Source organism: Spirosoma fluminis, assembly GCF_054778895.1.
In genome coordinates, this window is the sequence record NZ_BAAGZD010000016.1 from 95,246 (window position 1) to 112,460 (window position 17,215).

General features: G+C 52.0%; 13 protein-coding genes. 7 read left to right on the plus strand and 6 right to left on the minus strand.

Annotated elements, in window-relative coordinates:
• Positions 1 to 92: 92 nt before the first annotated feature.
• Entirely contained in the window at positions 93 to 1,502 is a 1,410-nt protein-coding gene (locus ACYVBJ_RS18450) for an MBL fold metallo-hydrolase RNA specificity domain-containing protein (RefSeq protein WP_460983779.1), read from the plus strand.
• A gap of 60 nt (positions 1,503 to 1,562) precedes the next feature.
• Here ACYVBJ_RS18450 and ACYVBJ_RS18455 read toward each other — a convergent pair whose 3' ends face one another.
• Complete coding sequence (locus ACYVBJ_RS18455; protein ID WP_460977183.1) at positions 1,563 to 1,766, minus strand: hypothetical protein; 204 nt, start codon at positions 1,764 to 1,766, stop codon at positions 1,563 to 1,565.
• A gap of 173 nt (positions 1,767 to 1,939) precedes the next feature.
• Between ACYVBJ_RS18455 and ACYVBJ_RS18460 the strand changes: the two genes are divergently transcribed.
• Positions 1,940 to 3,325: a BatD family protein gene (locus ACYVBJ_RS18460; protein ID WP_460983780.1), complete on the plus strand. Its 1,386-nt coding sequence runs from the start codon at positions 1,940 to 1,942 to the stop codon at positions 3,323 to 3,325.
• A gap of 35 nt (positions 3,326 to 3,360) precedes the next feature.
• A complete protein-coding gene (aroC, locus tag ACYVBJ_RS18465) occupies positions 3,361 to 4,440 on the plus strand; it encodes a chorismate synthase (RefSeq protein WP_460983781.1) in 1,080 nt (359 codons plus the stop codon).
• Here aroC and ACYVBJ_RS18470 read toward each other — a convergent pair.
• On the minus strand, positions 4,437 to 4,643 hold the full coding sequence (locus ACYVBJ_RS18470; RefSeq protein ID WP_460983782.1) for a hypothetical protein: 207 nt from the start codon (positions 4,641 to 4,643) through the stop codon (positions 4,437 to 4,439). The genes aroC and ACYVBJ_RS18470 overlap by 4 nt on opposite strands.
• Before the next feature lie 30 nt (positions 4,644 to 4,673).
• Between ACYVBJ_RS18470 and ACYVBJ_RS18475 the strand changes: the two genes are divergently transcribed.
• On the plus strand, positions 4,674 to 5,666 hold the full coding sequence (locus ACYVBJ_RS18475; protein WP_460983783.1) for an FAD:protein FMN transferase: 993 nt from the start codon (positions 4,674 to 4,676) through the stop codon (positions 5,664 to 5,666).
• Positions 5,667 to 5,688: 22 nt separating this feature from the next.
• Here the strand turns inward: ACYVBJ_RS18475 and ACYVBJ_RS18480 are convergent, their stop codons facing one another.
• Together ACYVBJ_RS18480 and ACYVBJ_RS18485 are read right to left on the minus strand one after the other, a co-directional pair.
• Complete coding sequence (locus tag ACYVBJ_RS18480) at positions 5,689 to 6,807, minus strand: S41 family peptidase (RefSeq protein ID WP_460983784.1); 1,119 nt, start codon at positions 6,805 to 6,807, stop codon at positions 5,689 to 5,691.
• A 70-nt stretch (positions 6,808 to 6,877) separates the two neighbouring features.
• The gene (locus ACYVBJ_RS18485) at positions 6,878 to 8,251 is read right to left on the minus strand and encodes a Gfo/Idh/MocA family protein (RefSeq protein ID WP_460983785.1); all 1,374 of its coding nucleotides are present in this window, start codon (positions 8,249 to 8,251) and stop codon (positions 6,878 to 6,880) included.
• Between the two features lie 321 nt (positions 8,252 to 8,572).
• Here ACYVBJ_RS18485 and ACYVBJ_RS18490 point away from each other — a divergent pair, with 321 nt between their 5' ends.
• Positions 8,573 to 11,605 carry a carboxypeptidase-like regulatory domain-containing protein gene (locus ACYVBJ_RS18490; RefSeq protein ID WP_460983786.1) on the plus strand — a complete coding sequence of 1,011 codons (3,033 nt, stop codon included), beginning with the start codon at positions 8,573 to 8,575 and terminating at the stop codon, positions 11,603 to 11,605.
• A 66-nt stretch (positions 11,606 to 11,671) separates the two neighbouring features.
• Here the strand turns inward: ACYVBJ_RS18490 and ACYVBJ_RS18495 are convergent, their stop codons facing one another.
• Positions 11,672 to 12,292 (minus strand): hypothetical protein, encoded by a 621-nt coding sequence (locus tag ACYVBJ_RS18495; RefSeq protein ID WP_460983787.1) that lies wholly within the window; start codon positions 12,290 to 12,292, stop codon positions 11,672 to 11,674.
• 205 nt (positions 12,293 to 12,497) lie between these two features.
• On the opposite strand from ACYVBJ_RS18495, the gene ACYVBJ_RS18500 reads away from it, so the two are divergent.
• Positions 12,498 to 13,907: an APC family permease gene (locus tag ACYVBJ_RS18500; RefSeq protein ID WP_460983788.1), complete on the plus strand. Its 1,410-nt coding sequence runs from the start codon at positions 12,498 to 12,500 to the stop codon at positions 13,905 to 13,907.
• Positions 13,908 to 13,920: 13 nt separating this feature from the next.
• Here ACYVBJ_RS18500 and ACYVBJ_RS18505 read toward each other — a convergent pair whose 3' ends face one another.
• Positions 13,921 to 16,452, minus strand: a complete 2,532-nt coding sequence (locus ACYVBJ_RS18505; protein WP_460983789.1) for a GEVED domain-containing protein — start codon at positions 16,450 to 16,452, stop codon at positions 13,921 to 13,923.
• Positions 16,453 to 16,711: 259 nt separating this feature from the next.
• Between ACYVBJ_RS18505 and ACYVBJ_RS18510 the strand changes: the two genes are divergently transcribed.
• A complete protein-coding gene (locus ACYVBJ_RS18510) occupies positions 16,712 to 17,098 on the plus strand; it encodes a hypothetical protein (RefSeq protein WP_460983790.1) in 387 nt (128 codons plus the stop codon).
• The last annotated feature ends 117 nt before the right edge of the window (positions 17,099 to 17,215 follow it).

Genomic DNA, 17,215 nt, shown 5'->3' on the forward strand with positions numbered 1-17,215 from the left:
TGTATAGCACTTGACTTCTGTTGCTACGGTAGAAAAAGCGAAGAAGAGAGGCAAATTAATGCGTCGGGGTTGTTCCTATACTATTTTTGTCCATGACCATTCAATTTTTCGGGGCGGCCCGTACCGTTACGGGCAGCAAACATTTGCTCACCACGGCTTCGGGCACACAAATTCTGCTTGACTGCGGTTTGTTTCAGGGAATCAATACCGACGAACTCAACCAGGAATTTGGATTTGATCCGGCGGCCGTGGATTATATGGTGCTGTCGCACGCGCACATCGATCATACCGGTCTGATTCCCCGGCTCGTCCGGCAGGGCTTTCGGGGGCCAATCTTTACAACCGCATCTACAGCTGATCTGTGCGAAGTTATGCTGATGGACAGCGCCCGGATTCAGGAGCGTGATCTCGACCGTGTCAATCAGCGCCGGAGTCGTCGTGGCCAACCGGAGCTGGAAGCACTGTACGACGAGGCCGATGTGGAGCAGGCGCTGGGTCTGATGCAGCCGGTTGCGTACAACAGCCCCTTTGTGATCTGCGATGAGGTGACTGGTTTATTAACCGATGCCGCGCACCTGCTGGGCAGCGCGTCCGTTAGCCTAACCATTCGCGAAAAAGATAAAACCGGTCAGCTGGAAGAAAAGCACTTGTTTTTTAGTGGCGATATCGGCCGCCCGGATGATAAAATACTGCGTAAACCCGACCCCTTTCCGCAGGCCGATTACATTATCTGTGAATCGACATACGGCAATCAGCTTCATGAGGCCGAGCCCGATATGAAAGCGCACCTGTTGCGCATAGTGAAACAGACCTGCGTGGATGAGGGAGGCAAACTGATCATACCCGCCTTCGCCGTCGATCGGACGCAGGAGTTGATCTATGCCCTTGATCAGCTATCCAGCGAAGGGCGCTTGCCCAGACTGCCGGTTTATATCGACAGCCCTATGTCGGTAAAGGCTACTGAAGTCATGCGTCGGCACCAGGAAGATTATAATCCAGATATTCTGGCGTACATAAAAAAAGATGGGGACGCGTTTGATTTCCCCAATTTACACTACGTAGCCGACGTTAACGAATCAAAGGCCATCAATGACCGGCCAGGACCGTGTATTATCATTGCCCCGTCGGGTATGGCTGAAGCGGGACGTATCAAACATCATATTAAGAATAACATTGAAGATAATCGGACGACGATTTTGCTGGTCGGTTACGCATCGCCCAACAGTCTGGGCGGTGCTCTGAAGCGGGGCGATAGAGAGGTAACGATTTTTGGGGAGCGCTACACCGTAAAAGCCAACGTTGAGGTTATGGACTCATTCTCGGCCCACGGCGATTACCGGGAGATGCTTCAATTTCTGGCCTGTCAGGACCCGGCGCGGGTTAAAACCGTGTTTCTGGTACACGGCGAATACGACGAACAGCTGATCTGGAAAGAAAAATTACAGGCAGCCGGTTTTCGGCAGGTAGTCATTCCCGCTATGCGCGACAAAGTTGAGTTGTAGCCAACAAAAAACCCCCAGCGTTTAAACTGGGGGCCGGGCAGACAATAAATAAATACGTAGTCAGGCAAATCTAGTCCGCGAAAAGCAACGGTTTAGCACAACACGATAGACCTTGCCGAACTGGGCGTAACACCAGCGTTTGAGTTGCTTTACTTCGTCTGGAATCAGCATTTGGATTGCTTTCGCCAGTTCTTTTTCGAATAGCCCTTTATCAAAACTTACCTTCTGAAGGATAGTCTTGATATACTCAAGCATGGAAAGCATGGTATCTTGTTTTTTGGTTAAAGAAGTTGATAAAAATGAAAGAAGTTGACATGTTGGTTAATGGTGTGTCACTCAAAAACGTAACGACTTGTTCGAGGAATTGTTGCCGCAAACTAAATAGATTTTTAGGATTATTATTAAATTTTTTTGCATTATTTTATTTAAGTTTTTCGTTGTGTATTGCACAAAGTGTTGATAATGTTGTAACTATCGAATTAAGTCAGTCTGTTTTTCCGATTGAACGGCCCTTTACGATTTCAGTACTTATCGCCAATAGTGATACGCGTCCGGCTGTTGTCTTCCCCGACATCCCCGGCTTTTCGAAGAAGGGTACGTCGGCCAGTGTAACAACAAGTGAGGTCGGGGGCAAAACGATTACCAATCAGATCATTACGCAGAACTATCAGGCGCGGGCAGTCGGACGATTCCGACTAGCGCCGTTCACAATTACCGCGAACGGCGAAGTGGCCACCTCCGACGGGGCTATCCTGACTGTACAACCATCGGCCGCTGCTATAGCCGCTACGGCTACCCTACCGCCCTCTAACGATGCGGCTTTCCTGGCATTAAAGCCGTCTACGGGATCTATTTATACGGGAGAGGCCGTAGCGCTCACCTTATCCTTTTACGTAGCCGATAACTACCCGTATGTGCTCGATTTCAAAGCGTTGGATCAACAGCTGCAAACAATATCGCGTCGGATTCGGCCAACGAATGCTTGGGAAGAAAGCCTGAACATAACCGACCTGAAGCCGATCCAGTTGATGATTCGGGGAAAAAAGTACCGCGAGTACCGACTCTTTCAATCCATATTTTTTCCGCTGTCCAGCCAGTCGTTACGTATACCGTCGGTGTCTTTATGGTTAACCCAGACCCGACCCGTTATTGGACCGCCCGCACCCGAGACCAGCAAAGTTGCCTTTACCAGCCGACCTACGGTGGTGCAGGTTCGGGCGCTGCCTCCTCATCCCTTGCGGGGCCGGGTACCCGTTGGCAAGTTTCAACTCACTGAAGGGCTCGAACGACAACGGGTCAGCATCGGTAAAAGCGTTAAATATACCTTTACCGTAAGCGGAGAAGGAAATATTGCTACGTTACCAGCGCCTGCATTACCCAATGAGGGAACGGATCTGGCTATTTTTCCGCCCGAGGAACGGCAGGTCGTTAACCGATCGGCCAGTCAGGTGACCGGGCGAAAAACGTTTTCGTACTTCATCGTGCCGCACGAGAACAAAACGATTTCATTGGCAGACCGATTTCTGTGGGTTTATTTCGATCCGCAGCTCGCCCGATACGACACCCTGCGACCGAATATGCGGCTGATAGTGGGCGGGAGTGGTTTACAGGCAACGGGGAACGTAGCGGCCGTGGCGCAGGTTGCAAAGGGAGACGAAAACGCGGTCCCGATCAACTCGTCGGCAAATTCGCTGTTCGCCGGTATTGAGTCGATGGATAGCCGCCATCAGCCCGTAAGCGTATCGGTATTGATCCGGTCGGTCGCCAATGTGCTGATAATTCTGATGTTGCTGGGAATGATCTTTGTTTTTTTTAAACATTAATGCTTCGCTAGGGCAGCGGGGCGTAACTAAATCGCATGAGCAGTACGTACGGTACCTTATTTAAAATTTCTACGTTTGGTGAGTCGCATGGGCCAGGTATTGGCGTTGTCATTGATGGCTGTCCGGCTGGATTATCTTTTGATGCCGATTTTATTCAGCACGAACTGGACCGGCGAAAGCCGGGTCAGTCGCGGATAACGACCCAACGCCGTGAGGCCGACGAATTTGAGGTACTGTCGGGCGTGTTTGACGGAAAAACCCAGGGAACGCCTATTGCGCTGCTCATCCGGAATACGGACCAACGTAGTAAAGACTATGGCCATATTGCCGAACAGTTCCGGCCTTCTCACGCTGATTATACATATCAGACCAAGTATGGTTCGCGAGACTACCGGGGCGGGGGCCGCTCGTCGGCGCGGGAGACGGCCGCGCGGGTAGCTGCGGGCGCAATCGCCAAACTTCTGTTGGGGCAACAGGGTGTACAGATTCGGGCGTACGTATCGCAGGTCGGAACTCTTAAACTCGAAAAACCCTATCAGGCGCTGAACCTGGCCCTCGCCGAAGAAAATGCCGTTCGCTGCCCAGACCCCGATACGGCCGAGCAGATGTTTCAGTACATCGATGAAACCCGCAAACGGGGCGATTCAATCGGTGGTGTAGTGGATTGTGTGATTACGGGAGTTCCGGTGGGTTGGGGCGAACCCGTCTTCGATAAACTCCATGCGGAGTTAGGGAAAGCCATGCTCAGCATTAACGCCGTGAAAGGCTTTGAATACGGCAGCGGTTTTGCCGGGGCCGAATTGTATGGTTCAGCGCACAACGACGAGTTCTACACCGACGAAACGGGACGCGTACGTACTAAATCAAATCATTCGGGCGGCATTCAGGGGGGCATCAGCAACGGAGAAGACATTTTCTTTCGCACGGCGTTCAAGCCGGTAGCCACTATCATGCAGGATCAGGACAGCGTCGATGTGCACGGGCAGCCGGTAACTGTTTCGGGGAAAGGGCGCCATGATCCCTGCGTGGTACCACGGGCCGTGCCGATTATTGAAGCCATGGCCGCACTGGTGCTGGTCGATATGATGCTGCGGAACAAAGCAGCCCGTATTTAAGGCTTTTTCCTGAAAACGGCCTGCATGATCGCAAACCCCAGAAAGCCGAAACCCACGGCCTGGCTGGTTATTCCGATGCTTAGCAATACGCCCGTGCTTTCCCACTGGTGGTTGTTGCCGTAAGCACCGAGCAGAGTTAGTACAATTCCGGTCAGCCAGAAACCAGCCGCCAGCAGGATGAATTTATTTTTTATCGTGACCATACTTACGTTATTCTGAAGTTGCCGCTTCGTTTGTTTCTATACCTGCTGACGTTGGCTTGCTGGCTGATGCCCTCTCCTGGTTCGGCTCAACCGCTCCAGCGGTACAGCTTTCACCGCGGCCTGATGGGTACGCAGTTCAATGTGATTCTGTATGCTCCTGACAGCCTGACCGCCCAACGTGCTTATACGGCTGTTTCGGCCCGGATGGATACGCTGAATCAGATCATGAGCGATTACCTGGACGGCTCCGAGATCAATCGTCTGTCCGAAACAGCGGGCTCGGGCCGTTGGGTTCCTGTTTCGGCCGAGCTATTCGAGGTTCTCCAGAAAGCAGACCAGATCGCTTCCAGTTCGCGTGGACGTTTTGATCCGACCGTTGGGCCATTGTCACTACTGTGGCGCAGAGCCGTCAGGCGGCATGAGTTTCCGGATGCCAGGAGACGTCGCCAGGCCAGACAGGCAGTCGGATATAAAGGAATGGAGCTGGATTCGGTGACTCAATCGGTAAAGCTCCGCCGGGCAGGTATGCGGTTAGACGTTGGCGGGATTGGGCAAGGCTTCGCAGTAGATGAAGCCTTGCAGGTGTTATATGGCTTTGGTCTGCGGTCTGTGCTGATCGATATAGGCGGTGATGTGCTGGTGGGGGAGGCACCCCCAAACCGCGAAGGCTGGCGAGTGACCATTAGCTCCCTCAAAAACGGTAAAATCGATACGTCGACTGTCGTGATCAAGAATGTGGCCATTACAACCTCTGGGGATACGTATCGGTATCTTGAGCACCAAGGAAAACGCTACTCGCACATTATGAATCCGCGGTCAGGACTGGGGCTTTCCCATTTTGTGCAAACGACCGTGCTGGCCCCGGAGGGTTACCGGGCTGATGCGCTGACAAAGGTATTCAGCGTAGCGGGCCTGCGGAAAAGCCGTCGGCTCGTAAAGCGGTTTTCGGGTGTACAGGTATACATGCTCGAAAACAAAAACGGCCGACTACGCAGCTGGCAATCTGCTACTTTTAATCCGTAAGGTTACCCCCAGACCTTCTCGCTTATTTTTTGGCTGTGTTCTGGTGGTAGCGCTGCACAAAACCAATCCAATCGGTTTCGGTTGACGGAATAGTAACATCAGGAGCGAAGCCTACGTTGTCAATGCGAAATTGACGAACCCAGCCATTGCGTCCCCAGGGTACAGCCAGGTTAAATCCGCCATCGCACAGATCGAAGTTCTGATCGCTTCCGTAATCCATCACCCCATGCGTATTGGTGCCAAATAAGGTTACTTTCTTACTCTGCTTCCCTTCAAACACAAAAAATTCGGTCGAGCTAGCGCAGCCTTTATCAATTAGAAACGCAATACGCTGAGGTGCTGCTGTTGGGGAGACTTCTGCCGTACGCGTCAGATCCTCACCTTCGCGTACCATACCCCCAGGTTTTGCTTTTAAATCACGTAATAGCTGCTTTGCCCGCTGGTAGAAAAAAGCGTTGGCAACGGTATCTTTCTGATAGCTTTCCAATTCTTTGGTTGCTGCCCTTATGCGCTCATCGCTCGAACGGTAATCCCATGCTGGATAAACAATCGGGTTTGTGTAAATCAGCCTAATCATTTCGTCGGAAGTGCTGGCATTGCCTCCTCCGTTTCCGCGCAGATCAAAAATCAGGTTAGGCGTGCTGGCCAATAAACTAGCATTGGTACGTAGCAGACTGTCTAATTTATCGACTTCACGCTGATTAAACACGGCCAATTTCACGTAGACGTATTCCTTGTTTAGGGGCTTCAACTCGACAAGGTCTATCCGGTCTTTGTACGCTTCTACTGACGTAATGGGCTTAGCGGCAGATTCATTCCAAAGAATGAAAACATGGCTGTCTCTGAAAAAGGAAGTATAATTTTTCAATACATCCCGGCATTCGCGCTGCGTTTTGGCTTGCTTCGCTTTTAGTCTGACAGTTCGTAGTAGCTGTTTGTAAGAAGACCTCGTTTCAGTAGTCACCTTATCATCAAAACCTGCATAGATACGGCTGACCTTGTCAACTGTTTCTTCAAGGATAACCGAACACGAGCAGGGTGGAGATAATGCCTGGTGCTGCGCCGTCGTGTTTTGGGCAACTAGTAGGATAGGGATAACGTAAGAGAGAGCCGCAAATAGAACGAGTACGCTACGTCTCATAATCAAGCTTACATCGCAACCGCTCTCAACCGCTCTCAATCTGTTGAGAGCGGTTGAGAGCGGTTGCAGTCTACACCGTTACGGTTTTTCCTGGTACGGCAATCTGATATAGGCCGTTGGCATCGGGCTGACTTTTGGGCATGGCGTCCCAGGCCAGTTTGTCGGGGAAAAGATCAATTTGTGAGTTAAGCGCTTCGTCCCATTTCACGGTCTTGCCTGAATACGTTGCCATGCGGCCCATAATGGCGGTCATGGTGCTTTTGGCACCGTTTTCAGCGTCCGCAAATTTGTACTCGCCTTTGGCAACGGCATCGAACAGCTCATCGTGCTCAATCTGGTAGGGACTAGCGTCACCTTTGCTCGTATACGTAAACAGGGGCTGACCGTTGTAGCCTAGCAGACTGGAGCTTTTTTTCTCCATGCCTTCAATCTTGCCTTTCGTGCCCAGGAACAGTTCGTCTACCCGGCTGTACGTACCTTCGTAGTGGCGGCACTGGCTATTGATGGTGGTGCCATCGGCGTAGGTAAAGTCGACGATGTGATGGTCGAAAATTTCGCCGTCGTCCTTTCCATTCCGCACCTGGCGGCCACCCGTACCCTGGCAGGAGACCGGATAGCCTTTCTTCACCCAGTTCGCTACGTCGATGTTGTGAATATGCTGCTCGTTGATGTGATCGCCACAGAGCCAGTTGAAGTAATACCAGTTGCGCATCTGATAATCCATTTCGGACTGATTTGGCTTACGGGGTTTGTGCCATACGCCACCGCTGACCCAGTACACCTGACCGCCAACGATATCGCCGATGGCCCCGTCGTGAATGCGCTTAACCATTTCGCGGTAGCTGGGCTGGTAATGGCGCTGTAAGCCGACAACGACATTTAGTTTTTTCTTCTTGGCTTCTTCGGCAGCGGCCAGCACTTTCCGAACCCCCGGCGCATCCGTCGCTACGGGCTTCTCCATGAATATCTGCTTGCTTTGCCGAACGGCTTCTTCAAAATGAGTGGGCCGGAAACCCGGAGGAGTTGCCAGAATGACGACATCTGCCAATGCTATCGCCTGTTTATAGGCGTCGAAACCGACAAATTTGTGATCTTCCGGAACGTCGAGTTTCGATGTGCCGTCGGGTGATTTCAGATTTTTAGCCTTCAGAAAGTTTGTGATATTTTGATACGAATCGTCCAGACGGTCGCGGAAGGCGTCTGCCATAGCCACAACTTTTACATTCTGTTTGGTACTTAGAGCCTGTTGAGCGGCACCCGTACCCCGTCCACCACAGCCGATGAGGGCTACTTTGATGGTATCGTTGGCCGAAAAATGGTACCCTACAGATTTGGCAACGCCCGCCTGGGCGGCAAAAGGCAAACTGCTTAAAATAGCTCCGCCGGTTAGCAGACCGGAAGTTTTCAAAAACTCACGGCGGTCCTGGTTCGATTCGTTTGTCATGTACGTAAAAGTATCGGTTGAAAAGTAAGATGCTGATTACGTAAAGACCAGACATTCGTGGATTTACTTGACTAAAGCGGCCGACGTAAAGCTGCTCTAAAAACTCTTCCTCCAAGGAACAGGCTAATTTGGTGTTACGTATTATGTAACCTTTAATTGACTTACTACTGACAAACTAGCAGTTCATGAACGCGAAACCTCTGAAATGGTCAAATAAATTAATTAATAGCAAGATTATTTTGTACAGAAGTCAGAGTTATCCGTAAGTTTAGCGCCAGAGACGTGAACTCATTAACCTACCACTTCAATATCAGATTAATTATGCGTAAACTATTTACGAATTCTCTACCCTACCTGTGGCTGTTCTGTTTGGTAAGCTTAAGTGCTTTCGCTCAGACACGCATTGACGGGAAAGTGACTGATGATGCCCAAAATCCGCTTGTCGGTATCAGTATTGCGGTGAAAGGAAAGGTTGTTGGTACCATAACCGATCAAAAAGGTAACTTTTCGTTGACGACCAATACGGACACGCCATTTACGATTGCTGTGTCGGGAGTTGGCTTCCAAACGCAGGAGTTTACGATTACGGGTGGTAGTCGCAGCTTAAATGTTGCGCTGAAAGAGCAGGTACTCGTTGGTCAGGAGGTCGTTGTGTCGGCCTCGCGCGTCGAAGAAAGCGTATTGAAATCGCCCGTTTCGGTTGAGAAGCTGGATCTACGGGCTATTCAGAATACACCCGCGGCCAGCTTCTACGACGGGCTGGCGAACGTCAAGGGTATCGACGTAGCCACGCAGGGACTTTTGTTCAAATCCATCAACATGCGGGGCTTTGGCGCGACGGGTAACCCACGCACGGTACAGCTCATCGATGGGATGGACAATTCAGCACCGGGCTTAAACTTCCCGATTGATAACATTGTGGGTATTCCCGAACAGGACGTAGAAAGCGTAGAGATTCTGCCGGGGGCCGCTTCGGCGCTCTATGGGCCTAATGCCATTCAGGGCCTGATTCTAATGAACAGCAAAAGCCCATTCCTGTACCAGGGACTAAGCGCAAACGTAAAAACGGGAGCAATGCACGCGGATAACCGCACGACGGCAACTACTGGTTTCTATGATGCCTCGATCCGGTACGCGAAAGCGTTCAACAACAAACTCGCCTTCAAAATCAACTTGTCGTACATCAAAGCCCAGGACTGGCAGGCAACCAACTATACAGACCTGAACCACCCTGGAATTACTGCGTCGAGGTCGGTATCTACTGATCCCAGCCGTGGTCCGGGAACACCAATCAACTACGACGGAATGAACGTATATGGTGATGAGAATCAGCAGAATATGCGTACTATCGGCCAGGCGCTCGTTGGTGCAGGAGCACTACCCGCTTCAGCACTCGGCATCCTGCCGAATGTAAACGTGAGCCGGACTGGCTTCCGGGAATTGGATCTGGTTGATTACAATACCAAGAGCCTGAAACTGAATGGGGCTGTCCACTACCGGCTGTCCGAAAAAGTGGAAGCTATTGCCCAGGTTAACTATGGTTTCGGTACAACGGTCTATACGGCCAGCGGCCGGTACTCCCTGCGGGATTTCAGCCTTACGCAGGCTAAACTGGAGCTTCGTGGCGATAATTTCACGCTTCGCGCCTACACCACGCAGGAGCGGTCGGGTAAGTCCTACACGTCCGGCCTGGTGGGTGTGGCTATGAACGAAGCCTGGAAACCGAGTGCTATGTGGTTTGGGCAGTACGTAGGAGCGTATGCACAGGCGCGGGGTGCCGGACAGGATGACAATGCCGCTCAGTTAACAGCCCGTGGAGCTGCCGATCAGGGCCGCCCTGTACCGGGAAGTGAGGCTTACAATACCCTCTACGAACGCGTTCGTAACCTGCCGATCAATCAGGGCGGGGGTGCCTTTCAGGACAAGTCGAATCTGTACCACGTTGAAGGCGTTTATAACTTAAAAAATCAAATCAAGTTTGCTGACGTGCTGGTCGGAGCGAACCTGCGTCAGTATCAACTGGGTTCGGAAGGAACCTTGTTTGCCGATCAGGTTGAAGGACGTAACGGCCGTATCGGAATCACTGAATACGGCGCTTTTGCGCAAGTCAGCAAGACGTTACTGAGCAACCATCTGAAACTAACAGCGTCTACCCGCTACGACAAAAACCAGAACTTTACCGGGCAGTTTACCCCACGGGTATCGGCCGTTGCTACGTTTGGCGATCATAACTTCCGGGTCTCTTACCAGACTGGTTTCCGGATTCCAACGACGCAGAACCAGTACATAGATCTTCAGACACCGCTGGCCCGGCTCATTGGCGGTTTGCCCGAGTTCTATGATCGCTATCAGCTAGCGAATTCGTATTCACGAACCAACGTAACGGAAGTAGGTAATGCCATTCTGGCTACGGCAGCCAATCCGGCTACTCAGCAGCAGGCTGTCGCATTGATTACCCAACAGGTAACTGCTCAGGTAACTGCTCAGGTACAGGCGGCTGTGGCGGCCGGTCAGATTCCAGCCGCGGCAGCGGCCACGGTTATCCAGCAGCAGGTAGCGGCCAATGCCCCGGCGGCCATTCAGGCAAACGCAGCGACCGTGGTTCAGGGATTAGCCATACTGGGCAACATCGGAAACTTAAAACCGTACCAGCGTAAAGAATTTAAGCCCGAGCGCGTGGCTAACTACGAGATCGGCTACCGGGGTATTTTCGGTAAAAAGCTATTTGTTGACGCCTACTATTATTACAGTGTGTACAATAATTTTATCGGAAGCGTTGTGCTGATTCAGCCTACGGCTCCCGCTGCTAACGGATTACCTTTGGCTTCGGGTGTCTTAACGGGCAGCACCCGTAGCGTGTTCTCCGTGCCGGTTAACAGCAGTGAGCAGATTACCGCTTCGGGTTGGGCAATCGGCCTGAACTATGCTTTGCCAAAAGGATATGGCTTATCAGGTAACATCGCGAACAATACGCTGAACAACTTCAAACCTTCGGAAGAACTGCAGACCTCCGGCTTTAATACGCCGAAGTATCGCTGGAATATAGGCTTTAACAAACGGGCAATCGGCAACTCCAACATTGGGTTCGCGGTTACCTTCCGCCATCAGGATGAGTTTGTCTGGGAAGGATTTGGGCAGCCAACTGAAGTAGGCGTACCGCTTTACGGCAATACGATTGTACCCGCCATCAGTAACCTCGACGCGCAGGTGAACTACAAAGTGTCCAGCATTAAATCGATCGTAAAAATAGGGGGAACGAACTTGTTCGGAAAACCGTACTTTCAGGCCTTCGGCAACCCGTACATCGGCTCTACGTATTACATCAGCCTGACGTTCGATCAGTTGCTGAACTAAGCGGATGTTGCCTGTAAACAAAAAGGCTTTCCGCATGGAAAGCCTTTTTGTTTACAGGCATTACGTCTACTGATTGCCGTTGCTGCCACCCTGCGGATAGCTGTTTCCACCGGCCTTCTTACCCGATGCGCTGCCCGAGGGTGTGCCTGCCTTACCGGCTCCGGTTGGCTGAGGATATCCGGTACTTACGTTTTTATCGCTCGTGTTGGCTTCCTTCCGCGTTGCGGTCGTCGACGTAGGGCGTTTAGAACCACCCGTTGAGCCAGATGTTGAGTTTTGATCGACTTTGGCTCCGTATTTCGGGGTGCCGTTACTCGTCAGGCCACCGTCGCTGGCGGTACCGTTCTTTGTGCTTTTCGGAGCGTTGACCTGAGCGGCCTGCTTCGTGCGGGTTTCTTTGGCACCACCTGCCGATTGTACGCTTGCCGAACCCTGCGAAGTACTGCCCTGCGTGTTTGTCGGCGACGTTGGTGACAGGTTGCTGTTGCCATTCCGGCTCACGCCAGAGGCCATTTTGCCGCTGCCTTTCCGCTGCATTCCTTCGACCGAACTTGTATTGGCATCTGTGGTTTTGCCTTGCTGCGAAACCACGCCGTTGGTGCTGTTTTTGGCAGATTTACTTTGCGCGCTGGCTCCTGTAACCAATCCCGCCATGAGCACTACACTGAGAAATATGGACTTTTTCATAACGTTATCGTGTAAGTTCATCGAATTACTAGTCTATCAACCCTAGTCTATAGCATTTGTTTGGAAATAAGTGGCAAACGGCTCCGCGGCTTAGAAGACCGTAAAAAACTGGTGTATCGCCTGATTAAACGAACTTTTCGGCCGCGGCAAACCGTTGGCCAATAGTCTCGTCACTCATTTCTCTGGGCTGCAATCTGGTACGCTATTGATTGATTCTACTTCCTCCGAACAACTTCCTGGTGCCTCGTCGGACTCTTCGGCTTTGCCCCGAAGGCTGAATCTGCTGCAAGGCACCGCCCTGAACATGATCGATATGGTCGGTATCGGCCCGTTTGTCGTGATGCCGCTGGTGATCAAAACAATGGGCGGCCAGCAGTTTCTGTGGGCGTGGGTACTCGGAGCGTTTGTGTCGCTGATCGATGCGTTCGTCTGGGCCGAACTAGGTGCGGCCTTTCCGCAGGCGGGTGGAAGCTATAACTTCCTGAAGATTTCGTATGGTCCCCAGCGCTGGGGACGCCTGCTTTCATTTCTGTACGTCTGGCAAACGCTCATACAGGCACCGTTGGTAGTTGCTTCGGGAGCTATTGGCTTTGCGCAATACGCGTCGTATCTGATGCCGCTCGATGAATGGCAGCGTAAGGCGGTATCGGGCGGGGCTGTACTGATCATTATTATCCTGCTTTACCGAAAAATTGATTCGATTGGTAAGATTGGCCTGGTGATGTGGGGCGCTGTTTTGCTGACGTTAGGCTGGATCATTATCGGCGGATTAACCGGCGGCCATATTCCCTTAAGTGAGACCTTGTCTTCGGCCGGGTCGATCAGTGGTGGTTTGCTGGCTGCTGGGGTGGGGCAGGCTTCGGTGAAAACCATTTACTGTTACCTGGGCTATTATAACGTTTGCCACCTGGGCGGTGAGATTCAGCGGCCGGCCCGTAATATTCCGGCCAGTATGTTCATCTCAATCGTAGGTATTGCCGCACTTTATTTGTTGATGAATCTAAGCGTGGTAAGTGTCGTACCCTGGCAGCAGGCTCAGAACAGCGAGTTTATTGTCAGTACGTTCATCGAAACGCTGTACGGCCCCGGCGCGGCCCGGCTGGCAACCATTCTGGTGCTGCTTGTTGCGTTCTCTTCGTTGTTTGCGGTGTTGCTGGGCTATTCCCGAGTGCCCTATGCGGCCGCGGTCGATGGACAGTTTTTCAAGATTTTTGCCCGGCTGCACCCCACCCGGCAGTTTCCGTACGTATCGCTGCTATTTCTGGGTAGTCTGGGTTTTGTGTTTAGTTTGTTGTTTCGGCTCGGCGACGTAATAACGGCGATTCTGGCCATGCGCATTGTCGTGCAGTTCATTGGGCAGGCTATCGGACTTCTGCTGCTTCACAAACGAGGAGCAAAACAGGCAGAGACAAACGAATCGTCGAAATCGGTGGTGTTTCCTTTCCGAATGCCCTTGTATCCGCTCCCGGTCCTGCTGGTGATTGGCGTATGGACATTTGTCTTTATCTCAACTGGCCTCACCTTTGCGCTCTCCGGGCTGGCGGTCATTGGCCTGGGCGTAATCGCGTTTCTGCTGGTGGCTACCCTACGCAAGCAATGGCCGTTCAGCCAGTAATACGTCACTGATCTTACATCGGCACACGCAGATCAACCCAGGCAACATCATCTTCACCATTCAGGTTATTCGCCGTTGGGGTACCCGCGCCCGGCACCGAGTCTGGATCAGCCGCGCTTGCTGACCATATCTGCGCCGAATTTCGGATTGGGCCCATTGTCGCTATACTCGCCGTGAACACCAGCTGCGCCGACTGCCTGGCGGCCAGAGGGGCAATAGTGCCTTCGAGAATGCTGTATCCAGCCGTCGTGCTTACAACACTCATTCCCGACGGTGTTGACTGCAGGGTCATCCCTCGTAACGTATCGCGCACGACCGCCGAAGCGCTTAAACCGCCTGTGTTGGTAACGGTGATGGTAAAGGAAACCAGTTCATGCAACGTAGCCACTCGTTTGCTGGCGACCATACTGAGCGAAAGATCGGCTTTAGCTGGATCGGGCGGGGGCTGATTCGACGCAACGGGTGGCAGTGAAATCTGGTTTGGGTTAGGCGATATCAGCAGTAGCCCGCCCCCGACCTGCGTGCGAATGTCGGCCATGGCGCTGTCATCTTCGCCATCGCCAGTGCCGGAGTCAGGCCGGGAGTCGGGGTCAGGCTGGTCGCTCGCTATGATCTGAGCCGCGTTGAGGTAAGTACCCGGTTGTGTGGGACGTAGTTGATACGAAAAGGTTATGGACTGACCCGTTGCCAGTGATAGACTGGAAGCTCCGGTTACGGCCGTGGCAGACCCCATAATACCAGGGCCACCACCAACGAAGCTCAGGCCTGCTGGGAGCCGGTTCTGCCAGCGTATTCCCGTCGCATCGTTGGGACCTTCGTTGTAAACGGTTAATGAGTAACTGACGGGTTCGTGCAGCGCCGGAAGCCGGTCGCTAGTACGCATATACAGGCTTAAATCAGCCACGGACTTGCTCACTACGTTCAAAACGTAATCTTCAGTTTCCCCGTATGAGTAAAACCCACAGGGATCGGCTGGAATCTGGTTATACGCCACAATGATACGCATGGTCAGCGGACCCGCTGTTAAAGTAGCGGGTAAGGTGAGCTGACCCGAAACACTGCCCTTGACCGTCGCGGGTGTCTGGAACAACAGTTCATTCCGATCCGTCTCGAACAGTCCGTTGTGGTTCAAATCAACCCAAATGCTCATGCCTTCCTCATAGACTGGGCTTAACAACGTAGCGGTAAAAGAATACGACCGACCTGCCGCTACCGTTGCCGAAGTAGGAATTGAATTGTATCCATCAGGTGAGCAGCCTGACCGCTGGCTGACAACCGTATTGTTGATTGAAAATCCATTAAGTCCATCGCTGTCCGTGCAGGCGATACTGCTGTAATTTGGGCGGCAGGCGGGCGTTCGGATCGTCACAACCGGACTGATGCCGCTAGTGGTGGCATTCGACGGTTTAACCCGGTAATAATAGACAGTATAACTAGCCGCTTTGGAATCGACAAATGTGGTATCATTTGGCCCGACACCGCCGATCGGCACAAAACCCGACGTAGCGTTAAGCGATCGCTCCACAAAGTAACCCATTTCATTCGTGCCGTTGTCCCGCCAGGTTAGCCTAACGCGGCCGCTTACTATATTGGCGGCCAGATTACTGGGGGCTGCAACGGCCGTTGGCGGACAATCCAGTGTGTAGGATGTGTGCGTTTGACGTAGGGCCAGACCTGCCTGCATCCGGCTGTATTGCCCCGGTGTGAAGTCATGCGTACACGGAAAGTAATACGACATAATGTTGGTCATGGACGGCATATAGGGGTTCCCCTGCGCGTCGACGGCGGTGCCGTTGTAGACCTCGCAGCCGTTCGAAATGGTTGTTGTCGCGTTCGGCAGTCCGTACGGGTCCGCAGGCGTATCGCAAAGTTCATCACCTTCGGTTGTACAGTTCGCCCCAACTCCTCGGGTAACCAGTTCTTTATTGTTATTCGTACTACCGAATGTGTGCAATAAACCAAAGCTATGGCCTAGTTCATGGGGTATTAGTCGGTTCCCTAGATCGGCTTCGTCGCCATTCAGGATAAAGGAGCGGGTTGATTGACGGGTATCCGCACTCGGGAAGTACGCGTAACCGCCCAACGTATTGGTATCAAATGCGTTGACGTAATACTGATTCAGCGCGTTGGCGGCATCCCGACCGTTGATGCTGGATTCATTGAATGCCGGAAAGCTATTGAATAGGGCATCGTTATTAATGTAATCAGGTGTCGTGCCGCAGAAGTAAAACTGGATTCCACTGCCATTTTGCAGGTAATAGCTGTTTGCAATCGCGATGATTGTGTTCAGCTTATCCAGCGCCATGCCGTCAGTTCCGTTGCTCCGGCGAATGATGTGCGGGCGAATCGGAACATAAGCAATGGCAGACTGCGCGCCAGCGGCTCGTTTGGTACGTAACGCAAAAACTGCCTGGCTGCTCAGGCCACTACGTTCTGATTCGGTCAGATCGGGGGTGGCGCAAACAAGCGGTTTAAAACGCTGAGCAGTCAATGGCATCTGAACTAGTAGCCCCAATACTATAAGCAGTACACGTAAAAAATTCATAACGCTGCAGCAAAGTATTATGTTACCAAAAAATGATATTTGTATTTGTTTGATTAACAAGATAAGGTATTTAATAACATAATTTCCGGGCGATACAGCTTATTTAGTTTATAGACTCCAGCGTTGTAAGAAAGCAGACGGCCGGCAGTAGGAGGCTTATGGTTAAATGTTGTAATTTTGGCTATCTTCAATACGATTGAAAGTCAACTCACTGCGTAGATCAGGTCAGTCAGAGACAATCGGTTTTCTTTCAGCACGCATGAAACAGGTAATTGCGCTACTACTGGCGGTGCTCATTTTTACCGGGAATTTGCTTCCTCGGGTAAATAATGAGAGGGTAGCGCGGTTGCCCGAGTTAATGGCGCATTACCACGAACACCAACGCGAAGAAGGTTGCGATCTGGCGTTCTGGGCGTTTCTGATCGAACACTACGTACTGGATTCGCATCACCACAAAGCGCCCAATCACAGCCACAGCCGCTTGCCTGCTGTCGATAATCATTCTGCTACATACGACTTCACGCAGTTATTTCGGCTGGTCTATAAACCGTTCGTGACGGAATTACTGGCAGCCGCCGTTTTTCACATCCGACCCATGACGGGCCAGCAGGTGTTCACCCCCCTGTTTCAGCCGCCCCGTCTGTAAATCTGCTTCACTCCCTGTCGTCTTACGAATACAGCTTGTCAACAAGCTGTAACTTTCTTGTTGCGCCCGCCTGACTTGACGTACCCGGCTTGGTCAGGCTCCTATAGTTGGTCATTT

Bases quoted from the DNA above. Each gene is read 5' to 3' on its own strand.
- ACYVBJ_RS18450 (WP_460983779.1), top strand. From the start codon at position 93: ATGACCATTCAATTTTTCGGGGCGGCCCGTACCGTTACGGGCAGCAAA.
- ACYVBJ_RS18455 (WP_460977183.1), bottom strand. From the start codon at position 1,766: ATGCTTTCCATGCTTGAGTATATCAAGACTATCCTTCAGAAGGTAAGT.
- aroC (WP_460983781.1), top strand. From the start codon at position 3,361: ATGAGCAGTACGTACGGTACCTTATTTAAAATTTCTACGTTTGGTGAG.
- ACYVBJ_RS18470 (WP_460983782.1), bottom strand. From the start codon at position 4,643: ATGGTCACGATAAAAAATAAATTCATCCTGCTGGCGGCTGGTTTCTGG.
- ACYVBJ_RS18480 (WP_460983784.1), bottom strand. From the start codon at position 6,807: ATGAGACGTAGCGTACTCGTTCTATTTGCGGCTCTCTCTTACGTTATC.
- ACYVBJ_RS18485 (WP_460983785.1), bottom strand. From the start codon at position 8,251: ATGACAAACGAATCGAACCAGGACCGCCGTGAGTTTTTGAAAACTTCC.
- ACYVBJ_RS18490 (WP_460983786.1), top strand. From the start codon at position 8,573: ATGCGTAAACTATTTACGAATTCTCTACCCTACCTGTGGCTGTTCTGT.
- ACYVBJ_RS18495 (WP_460983787.1), bottom strand. From the start codon at position 12,292: ATGAAAAAGTCCATATTTCTCAGTGTAGTGCTCATGGCGGGATTGGTT.
- ACYVBJ_RS18505 (WP_460983789.1), bottom strand. From the start codon at position 16,452: ATGAATTTTTTACGTGTACTGCTTATAGTATTGGGGCTACTAGTTCAG.
- ACYVBJ_RS18510 (WP_460983790.1), top strand. From the start codon at position 16,712: ATGAAACAGGTAATTGCGCTACTACTGGCGGTGCTCATTTTTACCGGG.